A 14,639-nucleotide genomic window follows, 5' to 3' on the forward strand; every position below is an offset into this window, starting at 1 on the left:
TCCTTCGCGGCCTCGCACCAAGCGGCCGCGTCTCTGGGAAAGGATGGTTGTTGCGTACTATTCCTCATCATAGCTTTTGTTCGTATCTGTTAAACAATTGTAGCGACAGAAGCTGTTTCCGTCAAGATTAGAGTGAAAACTCTTCTTGCAACTCTTTGAACGTCGCTTCGACCGCCGCGATCGTCTGATCGATGTCCTCGTCCGTATGAACGGTCGAGAGGAACAAGCCTTCGAACTGTGACGGTGGCAAGAACACGCCACGCGCCGCCATCTTCCGGTAGTATGAGCGGAACATTTCGAGGTTGGCCGATTTCGCCTTCTCGAAGTTCGTCACTTTCTCGTTCGTGAAGAAGAAACCGAACATCGACCCGGCACGGTTCGTGTCGTGCGGGATGTTGTACTTCTCGCCCGCTTTCGTGAAGCCTTCGGCGAGACGGTCGGCTTTGCGCTCGAACTCCGCGTAATGTTCAGGCTTCAGTTGCGACAGCGTCGTGTAGCCGGCGATCATCGCGAGCGGGTTGCCCGAGAGCGTTCCCGCTTGATAGATCGGCCCTTGTGGCGCAATCTGTTCCATGATCTCGCGTTTCCCACCGTACGCACCGACCGGAAGGCCGCCGCCGATGACTTTCCCGAGGCACGTCAAATCCGGCATCACGCCGAAGTAGCCTTGGGCACAGTTGTAGCCGACACGGAAACCGGTCATGACCTCGTCAAAGATGAGGAGCGCGCCGTGTTGTTCCGTGATCTCACGAAGTCCTTCGAGGAATCCTGGTTGCGGCGGGACGAAGCCCATGTTGCCGGCAGCCGGCTCGACGATGACGCCGGCGAGGTCGTCGCCGTACTTCTCGAACGCGACACGGACGCCTTCTAAATCGTTATACGGCACCGTGAGCGTGTGGCTCGCGAGCTCTTTCGGCACGCCTGGTGAGTCCGGGAGACCGAGTGTGGCAACACCGGATCCCGCTTTGATGAGGAGCGAGTCGCCGTGACCGTGGTAGCAGCCTTCGAACTTTAAGATTTTCGTCTTGCCCGTATAACCGCGTGCGAGGCGAAGTGCCGCCATCGTCGCTTCCGTACCCGAGTTGACCATACGCACCATCTCGATTGACGGGACGCGGTCGATGACGAGTTCCGCCATCTTCGTCTCGAGCTCGGTCGGTGTCCCGAACGTCCAGCCTTTCTCGGCTTGTTCTTGGATCGCTTTCGTCACGACAGGGTCACGGTGACCGAGGATGAGCGGTCCCCAAGAGAGGACGTAGTCGATATATTCGTTGCCGTCGATGTCGTACACACGTGAGCCTTCACCACGTTCGGCGAAGATCGGTGTCATCCCGACTGATTTATAGGCACGGACCGGGCTGTTCACCCCGCCCGGCATGAGCGGACGTGCTTGTTCGAACGCCGCTTCTGAGCGTGTTTGTTTGTAGGTCATGCGTAGTCTCCTTCCAAATAGCGACAGACGTCTTTAGCGAAATACGTGATGATGAGATCGGCGCCGGCCCGTTTGAATCCGACCATCGTCTCCATGACGATGCGTTGTTCGTCAACCCAGTCGTTCAACGATGCCGCTTTGATCATCGCGTACTCCCCGCTCACGTTATACGCCACAATCGGCATATCGAGCGAGTCGCGCATATCACGGATGATGTCCATGAACGCGAGCGCCGGTTTGACGATCATGAAGTCCGCCCCTTGCTCGACGTCCGATTGCGACTCCCGGAACGCCTCGCGACGGTTGGCCGGGTCCATCTGATAGCCTTTCCGGTCACCTTCACCCGGTGCCGACTGCGCCGCGTCACGGAACGGTCCGTAGTACGCCGATGCGTATTTGACGCCGTAGCTCATGATCGGGATATGGCTGAACCCGTTTTGATCAAGCCCTTCCCGAATCGACGCGACGAAGCCGTCCATCATCGAACTCGGCGCGATGATGTCAGCGCCGGCTTGTGCTTGCGTGATCGCCGTCTGGACGTGAAGCGGTAGTGACGCGTCGTTATCGACGTCACCGTTCTTCACGATGCCACAGTGGCCCGTCGACGTATATTCACAGAGGCACGTATCGGCGACGACCGTGAGTTCAGGCGCCCACTGCTTCACTTTGCGGATTGCTTCTTGGACGATGCCGTGGTCGTGATACGCTTCCGTACCTTCCGGGTCTTTATGTTCAGGCACGCCGAACAAGATGACCGATTGAATGCCGAGGTCGACAATCTCTTTGATCTCGTCCTCGAGACGGTCGAGCGAGAAGTTGAAGACGCCAGGCATCGAGCTGACCTCGCGTTTAATATTCGTCCCTTCGATGATGAAGAGCGGGTAAATCAAATCTTCTTTCCGAACATGGTTTTCACGTACGAGTGCACGCATCGACTTCGATGAACGAAGGCGACGGTGACGGTCGAACTGGTTCATGAAAAATCCTCCCCTACACACTGTATTAATGCATCCATAGTATAACATTCTGGTACCCGGACCGGTAACGTCGACACTTGTCGGACGGCGCGCTCGGTCACTTCACCGATGGCGTACCACGTCCCGTGGAAGCGCTCGAGATAAGGTGTGAGCGCGTGGACGGCCGACGGACTGAGGACGAGGAGCACCTGGACGCGTCCGAGCGCCTCGGCTTCTGTCTCCGTCAGTTCACGACCGACCGTCTCATAGACGACCCAGTCGACGACATGTCCGAGCTGTCCCATATGGTCCGTGTTTGCCAAGTCGCCCCGGGCGAACAAGACGGTCTCGTCCGGTTTGACGACGTGGGCCAAATCGTGGAACAATGCCTCGCCCGTATACGTCTTCGGCATGAGCGAGACGGTGAATCCGACGGCCTCGAGCGCTCGTTTCGTCTTCTCGCCGACGGCGGCGACCCGGACGTCACGCGGGACATCCGACAGCGCTGGCACGGCGTTTTGACTCGTGACGACGAGCCAGTCGAACGAGCGCGTCGGTAGTGGCGCATCGGTCAATCTCGTCTCGATGAGCGGGACGTGATGAACGGAAAGACCGCTCGCCTCGAGCGTGGCTCGTTGCGAAGCGGTCAATCGTTTTGTCCCTGTGTACCAGACGTCACACATTGACCGAGGCGAGAATCTCACGCCCGCCGCGACCAAGAAGGTCGTCTGCCACATCTTGACCGAGGGCGATCTCGTCTGTCGACGTCTTCGTCACCCGGAGCACTTCTTTTCCGTCGACCGAGGCGATGAGCCCGGTGAGCGTCACGTCGTCCCCGTCGACCGTCGCATAACCGCCGACCGGTACGTGGCAGCTCCCTTCGATCGCCTTCAAGAACGTCCGTTCCGCCGTCGCCGCTTTCGCTGTCACGTCGTCGTGGAGAAGTTGGAGGACAGCCGTCACTTCGGCGTCGTCTTTCCGGCTCTCGATGGCGAGCACGCCTTGACCGACGGCCGGGACCATCATGTCGGCGTCAAGCGCCTCGAAGTCGACACGGTCCGTCCATCCCATCCGCTCAAGTCCGGCTTTGGCGAGCAAGATGGCGTTGAAGTTCTCGGTCTCGAGCTTCTTCAAGCGCGTATCAATGTTCCCGCGAATCCATTGGATCTCGAAGTCCGGGCGCGCCGCGAGCATTTGCGCCCCGCGACGGAGCGAGCTCGTTCCGATGACGGCACCTTGCGGGAGCGTCTCGAACGTGTAGCCGTTCTCACAGATGAGGACGTCACGCGCATCGACGCGCTTCGGCATACAGCTGATGTAAAGCTCTTCTGGCAACTCGGCCGGGACGTCTTTCATGCTGTGGACGGCGAAGTCGATGTCGCCTTCGAGCATCTGTTGTTGAATCTCTTTGACGAATAGACCTTTGCCGCCGACTTTAGATAATTGGACGTCGACGATTTGGTCACCTTTCGTCACGATTTCTTTGATCTCGAACTCGTTTTTCGCTCCGGCTTTCTTCAGTTGCTCGATAACCCATTTCGTCTGTGTCATCGCAAGTTGTGAACGGCGTGAGCCGACAATGATTTTACGCATCATACTATCCCCTTCATAGAAAAAGGCGACGGACCTCGTCGCCTTAAGATTGTGTTAGCGCATCAATGCGCGAAGTGGTGCTTTCGCCGAAATGGCCTCGGTTTCTTCCATCTCGTGTTCCATCTCTGTTTCCGGTAACTCGACATCGAGCCCAAACGTTTCGACGAACTGCGCGATGCGCGTGTTCGCATCCGGCTGGGCGGCGGCATCTTTAATATAGTCGATCGGTTCACGAAGCATCTGATTGATGATTGACTTCATATGTTTGCCGATGACTTTTTTGTCCCGGTCCGACAGATGGTCGAGCTTGCGCTCGAGACTCTCCATCGTCTCTTCTTGAACGTTTAGCGCGCGGGCACGCAACTCGTTCATGATCGGCACGACGCCGAGCGTGACGAGCCATGTCTGGAACTCTTGGATCGCTTCGTCGATCTTCACTTCAATCTTTTCCGCTTCAACGAGGCGGGCCGCCAAGTTCTTATTGACGATGCCGTTCAAGTCATCCACATCAAACAAATGCACGCCCGGAAGCGCACGGACCGCTGGATCGATATCTCGCGGTACAGCAATGTCGATTAAAAGGAGCGGACGTTCCCGGCGCAACAGTTGCGCCGCGGCCACATCATCATATTCGATGACAGCTTGTTTCGCGCCCGTCGAACTGATCAAAATGTCCGCGTCGAGCAGTCCGCAGGCGATCTCGCGAATCGAGTGGGCCCGGCCTTTGAACTTGTCGGCGACCGCTTTCGCCTTGCTCTCGGTCCGGTTGAAGACGGCGATTTGTTTCGCCCCGGCCTCGAACAAGTTGAGCGTCGTCAATTCGCCCGTCTCGCCGGCACCGACGACGACGACTTGTTTGTCGTCAAGCGACGTGTACATCTCTTGCGCGAGCGTGACCGCCGCCGAGCTGACCGATACCGACATTTCCCCAATTTGTGTGTCCGTATGGGCGCGTTTGGCGAGCGTGACCGCTTCTTTGAACAATTTGTTGAACACCGTGCCGGTCGTGCCGTTCTCTTGGGCACGGAAGAAGCTCGATTTCACTTGTCCTAAAATCTGTGTTTCCCCAATGATCATCGAGTCGAGCCCCGACGTGACGCGGAACAAGTGACGGATCGCCTCTTCCCCTTCACGAATCGACAAGTAAGGTGTGAACTGATCCATCTCAAGGTCAAACCAATTCGCTAGAAAACGTTTTGTATAATAACGACCTGTGTGGAGCTGGTCGGTGACGACGTATAGCTCCGTCCGGTTACAAGTTGACAAAATAACCGATTCAAATATGCTTTTCTCTTCGCGAAGTGCAATCATCGCGTCCACGATTTCTTGCTCCCCAAACGAGAACTGCTCCCGAATCGCGACAGGGGCTGTCTTGTTATTTAGTCCAACGACGACAATATGCATGTACCTCTTCCCCTCATCCAAAATCCACCGACGGTTGTCTCTTCTATAATCAATCTCTACCGTACATTATAACAGTTCTTATCTGGTAACTATAATCTTCTGTTTGATTTTATTGAAATAAAATAAGAACTTTTTGTGACGAAAAAAAGTAGAAACGGACAAAGATGCCATTTCTACTTTTTCAGTCATTTGAGTGTCGAAGAATCTGTGATGATTGTGCTTTCCTGTTTCTCTTCTTCCGCTTCCAAGTAATGCTTTTGCTCCCGCAGTTTGTAGATGCGGACGATGTTTTGGACGACGACTTTCGCCACCGCATACGTCGGCACGGCGATGAGCATCCCGATGATACCGGCGAGGTTCCCAGCGACGAGCAAGACGATGATGATCGTGAGCGGGTGCACTTTGAGCGACTTCCCTTGAATGAGCGGAGAAATGACGTTCGACTCGATCTGCTGCACGATGATGATGACGATGATGACCCAAACGGCCATGATCGGCTCTTGAATGAAGGCGACGACGACGGCCGGGGCGGCACCGAGGAACGGTCCGACGTACGGGATGATGTTCGTCACCATCATGAAGAGGGCGAGCAAGATCGCATAATCGACGCCGACGATCCAAAGCCCGATGAGCGATGTGATCCCGACGAAGAAAGCAACGAGAAGTTGCGCATGCACATAGTTTTTAACCGTCGTGTGCATGTCGTTCAAAATTTTACGAGTTTCTGACTCATAGCTCTTCGGCAACCACTTGACGATCGAGTCCGGAAGACGCTTTCCATCAAGCAACATGTAGATGAGCATGAACGGAATGACGACGATCGTGATGACGGCCGATGTGATAAATCCGACGAGACGGCCGACCGACGAGGCGACGTTTCCGAAGATGTCTCCGAGGTACGCCGTGACGTTGTTCGTGAACTCCGTGAACATGTCGTCGTTCTCGTTGACGAATCGTGACAAGAACTCATTTTCCATGAGCGAGTCACGGACGGCGAAGATTTGCACTTGCAGCTCTTTCGCGATACTCGGTAATGCGTTCACAAGTGACGTCACCTGCTCAACGAGGAGCGGGCCGAGCACACTGAAGACGATCGTGATAATGAGCAGAAGCGACGTCAACGTGATGGCGACGGAGACGCCGCGTTTCCCGGAGCGCTTCTCCAAATAGTCGACGATACCGACGAGAAAATAAAAGAATAGTCCAGCAAGAATGAGCGGTACGGTGACGAGCGCCAGAATGACTTTCACCGGTTCGAACACGAATGAGATCTGTGTCCCGACCCAGATGACCAGGAAGATCGTCAGCGCCCAAAATAAGGCGCGGTACCATTTACTTTCAAACATCATATGCATCTTTTCCACCCCGTTCAATATTCTCTTGTCCTATATGTAGACAATTATACGATACTTACCCGCTGCGGTAACCCTGAAAACAAAAAAGACGAGGGATTGCCTCGTCTTCCATCAATCGTCTTCGCGTGTCAACAAATCATAGATCGCTTTCCACGCCTCGTCTTTCCCTTCTGCCGTCTCCGCCGAGAAGGCGATGAACCGATCAGACGGGTCGAACTGGAGCTTCCGTTTGACGGCCGCTTCATGTTTTTGACGTTGGCTCTTCTTGATCTTGTCGAGCTTCGTCGCGACGACGATGACCGGGATGTCGTAATGCTTCAAGAAGTTGTACATTGTCACGTCGTCCCCTGTCGGCTCGTGACGGATGTCGACTAACAGCACGACGCCACGGAGCGCTTGTTGCGACGTCAAGTACTGCTCCATCATGACGCCCCACTTCTCGCGCTCGGTCTTCGACACTTTCGCGTAGCCGTAGCCCGGAACGTCGACGAACATGATCTCGTCGTTAATGTTGAAGAAGTTGAGCGTCTGCGTCTTCCCAGGCTTTGAAGACGTGCGGGCAAGCGCTTTACGCTGACAAATCTTGTTGATGAACGACGATTTCCCTACGTTCGAGCGGCCGGCAAGGGCGACTTCCGGCAACTCGTGCACCGGATAATGGTCCGGTGCGACGGCGCTCGTAATAAATTCTGCTTTAGTGATTTTCATTTAATTTCCTCCAAATGCTACTTCTAGTACTTCATCGAGCATCGTCACAGGCACGAACGTCAATTTCTCACGGACCGTGTCTTGAATGTCATCGATGTCGCGTTCATTGTCTTTCGGGATGATGATCGTCGTGAGCCCGGCCCGGTGTGCGGCAAGTGCTTTCTCTTTCAAGCCGCCGATCGGCAAGACGCGGCCGCGAAGAGTGATTTCACCGGTCATACCGATGTCGCGGCGGACTTTCTTCCCGGTCAGTGCCGAGATGAGGGCCGTCGCGATCGTAATACCGGCCGACGGTCCGTCTTTCGGGACGGCACCTTCTGGCACGTGAATGTGGACGTCTTGTCGTTCATAGAACGACGGGTCGATGCCGAACCGTTCGGCGTTGGCGCGAACGTAACTGTACGCCGTCTGGGCCGACTCTTGCATGACGTCTCCGAGTTTCCCCGTCAACTGCAACTTGCCTTTACCCGGCGCGAGCGCGACCTCGATCGTGAGCGTGTCGCCCCCGAACGCCGTGTAGGCGAGGCCAGTGACGGCACCGATCGAGTCTTCCGTCTCTCCTTTTCCGTAACGGTACTTCGGTTTCCCGAGGTAATCGCCGAGACTCTTCAAGGAGACGGTGACGCGTTTTTTCTCACCGATGGCGATTTGTTTCGCCGCTTTCCGGCAGAGCGATCCGATGACGCGTTCTAAGTTACGGACGCCGGCCTCGCGTGTATAACGACGGACGACCTCGTAGAGCGCGTCTTCTTTGATCGTCAGTTGGCTCTTTTTCAAGCCGTGTTCTTTATACTGTTTCGGGATCAAATGGCGTTTCGCGATCTCGACTTTCTCGAGCTCCGTGTAACCGCCGATTTGAATGAGCTCCATCCGGTCAAGGAGCGGTGCCGGGATTTGCGACACGTCGTTCGCCGTCGCGATAAAGAGGACGTTCGACAAGTCGAACGGCTCTTCGATGTAATGATCGGAGAACGAGACGTTTTGTTCCGGGTCGAGCACTTCGAGCATGGCCGACGCCGGGTCACCCCGGAAGTCAGACGCCATCTTGTCGATCTCATCGAGCAAGAACACCGGGTTTTTACTCTCGGCTTGCTTCAAACCACGGATGATGCGACCTGGCATCGCCCCGATATACGTCCGGCGGTGCCCGCGGATCTCGGCTTCGTCACGCACCCCGCCGAGCGAGACGCGGACGAAATGGCGTTCGAGCGCCGAAGCGATCGAACGGGCGAGCGACGTCTTCCCGACCCCTGGAGGTCCGGCGAGACAAAGGATCGGTCCGCGCAGCGAGTTCGTCAATTGACGGACGGCCAAATATTCGAGGATGCGATCCTTCACCGATTCGAGTCCGTAATGATCATCATCGAGCACGTCGGCCGCATGTTTGACGTCTAGTTTATCCTCGGTCTCGATGCCCCACGGCAGTGAGGCGACCCAGTCGAGGTAGTTGCGGATGACGGCGTACTCCGGTGATGTCGCCGGGACGACGTTCAGCCGCTCGGCTTCTCGCATGACGTTCTTCCGTGTCACCTCGGGCAAATCGAGCGCCTCGAGCTTCTCGCGGAGACGGTTCGGCTCCGAGTCTTGCGACTGGTCCCCGAGCTCTTGTTGGATCGTCTTCATCTGTTCGCGCAAGTAATATTCTTTTTGCGCCTGCTCGATCGTCTTTTTCGTCCGCTCGCGCAGCTCTTGCTCGAGTTCGATGATCTCGACTTCGTGCGTCATGATCTCGAGCAGCTCCAAGCCACGCTTGACGGCGTCCGGTTCTTCGAGCATCGCCTGGCGCAGATCGACATCGATGTCGAGTTTCGAGGAGATGTAGTCGGTGAGTGACTCGAGCCGCTCGTACATCTCGAAACGGCGCCGCTCATCCGGCGACAACCCTTTGATCGACCCGACGAGTTTGCCGAACTGTTCTTTGAGCAGGCGGACGAGTGCCGTCCGTTCGACTTCTTCGCCTTCGACGAGTTCGAGCGGTTCGACTTCAGCGAACCAACCGTCTTTCGTCTCTTCGATCGACGTGATTGTGACGCGTTCTTTCCCGACGAGACGGACGCGGACCGTCTCGTTCGACAGCTCGCTCATCTTGGCGATGTGGACGCGCGTCCCGATCACGTATAAGTCCCCCGGTTCAGGAGCTTCTTTTCCTGTCTCTTTTTGTGTCACGACAATCAAATCTGTCTCATTTTCCTTTGCGGCGAGGAGTGCCCGCAATGACAGCGGACGCCCGACATCGATCGTCACGCCGATCAGCGGATAAACCACGACGCCACGCAAAGGAAGGATTGGTAATTGTTCCATAACAACGCCTCCTGTGCAAAAAGGCTCAAAACCCGGATGTGCCGAGTGTTTGAGCCTTCTTCGTTAAAAATTATGCTGTCTCTTTGTTGTCGCCTGTCTGTTCGACAGTACCATCACGAAGGACGTATTTCGGACCGGCAAGACCCGTAATCGTTTCATCCGTGATGATGACTTTCTCGATATCGTCGCGCGATGGGACAGTGAACATCACATCGAGCATCATTTCTTCGATAATCGAGCGGAGACCGCGTGCGCCAGTCTTACGTTTGATCGCAAGTTTGGCAATTTCAATCAACGCCTCATCGGTGAACGTGAGTTCGACGTCGTCAAGTTCGAGCATTTTCTCGTACTGACGAACGAGTGCGTTTTTCGGCTTCGTCAAAATCTCGACGAGCGCTTCTTCATCGAGCGTCGTGAGCGTCGCCATGACCGGCAGACGTCCGATAAATTCAGGGATTAATCCGAATTTTTGAAGGTCTTCCGGCAATGCGCGGGCGAGCAAGTCTTCTTGCGTCAACTCGCGGTTCTCTTGGTCGTTCCCGAAACCGATGACTTTTTTACCGATACGGCGTTTGACGACCGCTTCGATACCGGCGAACGCGCCGCCGACGATGAACAAGATGTTCGTCGTATCGATTTGGATGAACTCTTGATGCGGATGCTTCCGTCCACCTTGTGGCGGGACGCTCGCAGTCGTTCCTTCAAGAATTTTGAGCAACGCTTGTTGGACACCTTCACCTGACACGTCGCGCGTGATCGATGGGTTTTCCGACTTGCGGGCAATCTTATCGATCTCATCGATATAGATGATCCCTTTTTCAGCCTTCTCGACATCGTAGTCAGCCGACTGGATCAGCTTGAGCAAGATGTTCTCGACGTCTTCGCCGACGTAACCGGCTTCCGTCAAGCTCGTCGCGTCCGCGATCGCGAACGGGACGTTCAAGACGCGAGCCATCGTTTGAGCGAGAAGCGTCTTACCGCTACCAGTTGGTCCGATCATGACGATGTTCGACTTCGAAAGTTCAACATCATCAGAGCGGCCACCGGCGTTGATGCGTTTATAGTGGTTATAGACAGCTACCGAAAGCGCACGTTTCGCCCGATCTTGTCCGATGACGTACTCGTCAAGGATATTACGGATTTCTTGTGGTTTTGGAATGTCTTTGAATTCGACTTCTTCTTCGACACCGAGCTCTTCCTCGACGATCTCGTTGCAAAGCTCGATACATTCGTCACAAATGTATACGCCAGGACCGGCGACTAGTTTACGGACTTGTTCTTGCGATTTCCCGCAAAACGAGCACTTGAGTTGCCCCTTTTCCTCGTTAAATTTGAACATTCGGTACACCCCTTCTAAATGGAAATGGATGTAAGTGCGATAAATCGCCTATTTGTATTTTCAGGTGCTCTCACACCGTGAAAAGACATTTACATCTCTGCGTTGCAATAATTGTAGCATGAACAAATCACTTCATCAAAGATAAACACATACAAAGTGTCATGACGAAAAAAAGGACGACTGCGCGGCAGTCGTCCTTTCAATCCAATTACTTCGCTTTCCCGTTTTCGACGAGGATGTCGATTGCCTTACGGAACTTGAGGTCACCTTTAAGTGTCTCGATTCCGCCTTGTGGCGCGAGCATCGTGCGGAGTTGGTCTGGTGCGATGTTGTAGAGCTTCGACATTTCTTCGAGCTCTTTCTCAGCATCTTCGTCAGACACTTCGATTGCTTCTTTTTCAGCGATCGCTTTCAAGACGAGACGAGCTTTAACGCGCTCTTCAGCTTGCTCTTTCATCTCTTCACGCATTGCGTCTTCAGAAGTTCCTGTAAGCTCGAAGTACATGTTGAGGTCGATTCCTTGTGAAGATACACGAGTACCGAACTCTTGAACCATGCGGTCTACTTCTTGCTCAACGAGGACAGCTGGTACGTCGATTGTCGCGTTTGCCGTCGCTTGTTCAACGAGTTGGTCGCGCATCGTGCCATCTGCTTCTTGCTTCTTGCCTGCTTCTAAGCGCTCACGGATTTTCGCTTTCAATTCGTCGAGTGAAGATACTGACTCGTCGATATCTTTTGCGAACTCATCGTCGAGCTCAGGTACTTGCTTCGCTTTGACTTCGTGAAGCTTGACTTTGAATGTCGCTGGTTTACCCGCCAAGTTGTCAGCGTGGTACTCTTCAGGGAATGTTACTTCAACGTCTTTTTCTTCACCAGCCGTCATGCCGACCATTTGCTCTTCGAATCCAGGGATGAATTGGCCTGAACCGATTTCAAGCGTGTAGTTCTCAGCTGTGCCGCCTTCGAACTGCTCGCCGTCAGCGAAACCTGCGAAATCAAATACAGCTGTATCGCCGTTTTCGACTGCGCCTTCTTTAACAGCAAGCTCAGCGCCTTGCTGTTGAAGTGCGTCAAGTTCTGCTGTGACTTCTTCGTCAGTGACTGTCGTTTCAACAGCTTCGTACTCGAGACCTTTGTACTCGCCAAGCTCAGCTTCAGGCTCAACAACGAACGTTACTTTGAACGTTACAGGTTTGCCTTTTTCGAGCGTGCCGTCTACATCGATGTTTTCGAGTGCGATTGGTTCGAAACCAGCTTCTTCGACTGCAGATTGAACCGTGTCGCGGTAGAGGATGTCGAGTGCGTCTTGGTAAAGCGCCTCTTCACCGTACATTTTGTTAAACATTGGGCGTGGCAATTTCCCTTTACGGAAACCAGGCACGTTCAAAGTTTTGACGACGTCTTTGAATGCTGCGTCGACTGCTTTATCAAAAGCTTCTGCAGGTGCTTCGTACGTGAGTACGCCTTGGCTACCTGATGTTTTTTCCCATTTTGCTGTCATGCTAAGTCCCTCCAACAATTCATTTATACGTACAAGAATGTACAACAATCCGTATTATAGCATAAATCCCACATGAGCACACAACGATTTAGTCGAGGAGCGACCGTGTGAACGAGGCATCCGCCTCTAGTATTTCCCCGGCAAGACCGGTCGTTTCCATTGCGTTCAACATCGCCCGCTTCGCTTCAAGGATGGCCGGTTCCAACTCATCGGCGAGATGGGGGACGAACGGATAATGGACGTAACAATAGTTCGTCGATAACTGTGTCGCGATTTCATCGCCATAAAATCGCTTTTGCAGATCACCGAACGTGAAGCCCCATTCGCGCGCGAACGTGCTCGCCTCGCTTCGGTCATACACGTACCGTTCCCCGCGATCGGTCCATTCAATCATCTCAAGTTCTGCGATCGCCCGCTCGAGCACCATCACTTTGATCACTTTCGGCCGATCTTCGAGGAGGTATGCCTTCAGCACGTTATCGAGCACGTCATCGATATTGAAATGGACGTGAGCGAGCATCTCGATTTGTTCGGCGGTGCTCCCTCGATGGAGCGTCCGCTTCAGTTTCGCGATCGCCGCCGGGAACTCCGTCAGCTTCAACACTTGAAGCACCTGATACGCTTGCGTATTCACGTGGTCCCCGTCTTGGACGCTCAAGTACTTTTCAATCCAATGCGCCGCTTCGAACGGCTGGTCGCGCATGATGTAATATTGGGCGATTTGAAGACCGCACGTTTCCGGTTCGTCCGACGTCTCCATCTGTGTCGTGACAAGCTCTTCGAGTCGCTCGAGCGTCTCCGGCTCGTCCGGACGTTCCATCAAACATTGAAAGATTTCCATGAACAAGTACGTGTCCCCGTTTAGTTCTTCGTACCAGTCCCATAGTACCGGTTCGATGCGTTGCCGCTCCCCGGCCACATCGGCCTCTTTCACCATCTTTTGAAGTCGCGTCCAGTTCCCCGGAAACGGATACTGCTGATTTTTCTCCATCTCCCCACACCCTTTCTTCCACTCTTCTCCATCTTCCTTAGGAAAAAGCGGATTGTCAAATGTTTCCCGAGAAAAACGAAAAAAGAGACAGCCCCCGTGGAGGCTATCTCTATTTTAAATGGAAGTGTCCCAAGAGGGATTCGAACCCCCGACCGACGCCTTAGCTTACCACCATGGCTTTCGCCACCAACGTGTGTTGTTTGTAGTCTGGACTATATCTTCACCGTTTCAGGTGCGACACGTGTAGTCTCTACGGAACCTCACGAACGTAATCGTTCCTTTACCGGTTCTACCTCTGCAGCAATTGCAGTCCTTCGAACCAGCTCGACCTCCGAAAAGGTACAAGTTTCCTCGGTATTACCATCAGCATGATCTGTTAAGGCTTCACCGATATAGTGTCGTCCACTTTATAGGTTCTTGTTTCCCTATAAAGGCTCCTATTTGTCTTGAAGGGCGTTGCTCTATCCAGCTGAGCTATTGGGACATTGACAAGAAAACTATAATAGAAAAATGGTTTGCTGTCAATTCCTTCTTTTCATTCCGTCACAGCTTTCCGCTCACATCGAGGTCTGGGACAGGCGAACCGTCCTCCGATCGATAAAAGCGGACCGCTGCCTCTCCGTTCTCTAAGTCAAGGAGCGCATACGTCTTGTCACTCCGGCCGCGCGGCATCCGAATCGAGCCCGGGTTGATATACACGACCCCGTCCTCGATCAACGCACCGGCGACGTGGGAATGCCCGAACAAGACGACGCTCGCCCCGACTTCCTCGGCCCGGTAGCGCAATCGGTTTAAGTCGTACTTCACATCGTGGTGATGGCCGTGAACGATCAGGATCGTTCCAACAGGTGTCGTCTCGACCCGTTCGAGCGGCAAGTCCCCGCCAAAGTCGCAGTTGCCGCGTACGGTCCGATACGGCAGCAAGTGCTCGTCAACGAGCGCGAGCTGCGAGTCCCCGCAATGGAACGCGTCATCAATCTCTTGTTCGTGCCGGTTGAAGATGCTCAATAGTTCTTCTGTCAATCCGTGACTGTCACTGACGATTAGAAAACGCATACG

12 protein-coding genes and 1 other annotated feature (1 of these 13 running past the window's edge) are annotated in these 14,639 nt (G+C 54.1%); all 12 genes read right to left on the reverse strand.

Annotated elements, in window-relative coordinates; translation table 11 throughout:
• Positions 1 to 80, reverse strand: a binding site (T-box leader); it reaches 144 nt to the left of the window's first position.
• 47 nt (positions 81 to 127) lie between these two features.
• The 12 genes from hemL to L971_RS12045 all read right to left on the reverse strand — a co-directional run bounded on the left by hemL (position 128) and on the right by L971_RS12045 (position 14,636).
• Positions 128 to 1,432 carry a glutamate-1-semialdehyde 2,1-aminomutase gene (gene hemL, locus L971_RS11990; RefSeq protein WP_047376061.1) on the reverse strand — a complete coding sequence of 435 codons (1,305 nt, stop codon included), beginning with the start codon at positions 1,430 to 1,432 and terminating at the stop codon, positions 128 to 130.
• A complete protein-coding gene (gene hemB, locus L971_RS11995) occupies positions 1,429 to 2,409 on the reverse strand; it encodes a porphobilinogen synthase (RefSeq protein WP_024369840.1) in 981 nt (326 codons plus the stop codon). The genes hemL and hemB overlap by 4 nt, the downstream gene beginning before the upstream one ends.
• Complete coding sequence (locus tag L971_RS12000; protein ID WP_024369839.1) at positions 2,406 to 3,038, reverse strand: uroporphyrinogen-III synthase; 633 nt, start codon at positions 3,036 to 3,038, stop codon at positions 2,406 to 2,408. Before L971_RS12000 ends, hemB begins: the two co-directional genes overlap by 4 nt.
• A gap of 25 nt (positions 3,039 to 3,063) precedes the next feature.
• The gene (gene hemC / locus L971_RS12005; protein WP_047376064.1) at positions 3,064 to 3,981 is read right to left on the reverse strand and encodes a hydroxymethylbilane synthase; all 918 of its coding nucleotides are present in this window, start codon (positions 3,979 to 3,981) and stop codon (positions 3,064 to 3,066) included.
• 54 nt (positions 3,982 to 4,035) lie between these two features.
• Positions 4,036 to 5,385, reverse strand: a complete 1,350-nt coding sequence (gene hemA, locus L971_RS12010; RefSeq protein ID WP_047376065.1) for a glutamyl-tRNA reductase — start codon at positions 5,383 to 5,385, stop codon at positions 4,036 to 4,038.
• Positions 5,386 to 5,570: 185 nt separating this feature from the next.
• Positions 5,571 to 6,740, reverse strand: coding sequence for an AI-2E family transporter (locus tag L971_RS12015; protein WP_024369836.1), 1,170 nt, complete (start codon positions 6,738 to 6,740; stop codon positions 5,571 to 5,573).
• A gap of 111 nt (positions 6,741 to 6,851) precedes the next feature.
• Positions 6,852 to 7,448: a ribosome biogenesis GTP-binding protein YihA/YsxC gene (gene yihA, locus L971_RS12020; protein ID WP_024369835.1), complete on the reverse strand. Its 597-nt coding sequence runs from the start codon at positions 7,446 to 7,448 to the stop codon at positions 6,852 to 6,854.
• A complete protein-coding gene (gene lon / locus L971_RS12025) occupies positions 7,449 to 9,749 on the reverse strand; it encodes an endopeptidase La (protein ID WP_047376067.1) in 2,301 nt (766 codons plus the stop codon).
• Between the two features lie 70 nt (positions 9,750 to 9,819).
• Positions 9,820 to 11,088 (reverse strand): ATP-dependent protease ATP-binding subunit ClpX, encoded by a 1,269-nt coding sequence (clpX, locus tag L971_RS12030; protein WP_024369833.1) that lies wholly within the window; start codon positions 11,086 to 11,088, stop codon positions 9,820 to 9,822.
• Positions 11,089 to 11,296: 208 nt separating this feature from the next.
• Positions 11,297 to 12,589, reverse strand: a complete 1,293-nt coding sequence (gene tig, locus L971_RS12035) for a trigger factor (RefSeq protein WP_024369832.1) — start codon at positions 12,587 to 12,589, stop codon at positions 11,297 to 11,299.
• Positions 12,590 to 12,677: 88 nt separating this feature from the next.
• The gene (locus L971_RS12040; protein WP_024369831.1) at positions 12,678 to 13,580 is read right to left on the reverse strand and encodes a hypothetical protein; all 903 of its coding nucleotides are present in this window, start codon (positions 13,578 to 13,580) and stop codon (positions 12,678 to 12,680) included.
• Positions 13,581 to 14,123: 543 nt separating this feature from the next.
• Entirely contained in the window at positions 14,124 to 14,636 is a 513-nt protein-coding gene (locus tag L971_RS12045) for a metallophosphoesterase family protein (RefSeq protein ID WP_024369830.1), read from the reverse strand.
• Positions 14,637 to 14,639 lie beyond the last annotated feature (3 nt).

It is taken from the genome of Exiguobacterium sp. ZOR0005 (genome assembly GCF_000798975.1).
GTDB classification, from domain to species: Bacteria; Bacillota; Bacilli; order Exiguobacteriales; family Exiguobacteriaceae; genus Exiguobacterium; species Exiguobacterium aurantiacum.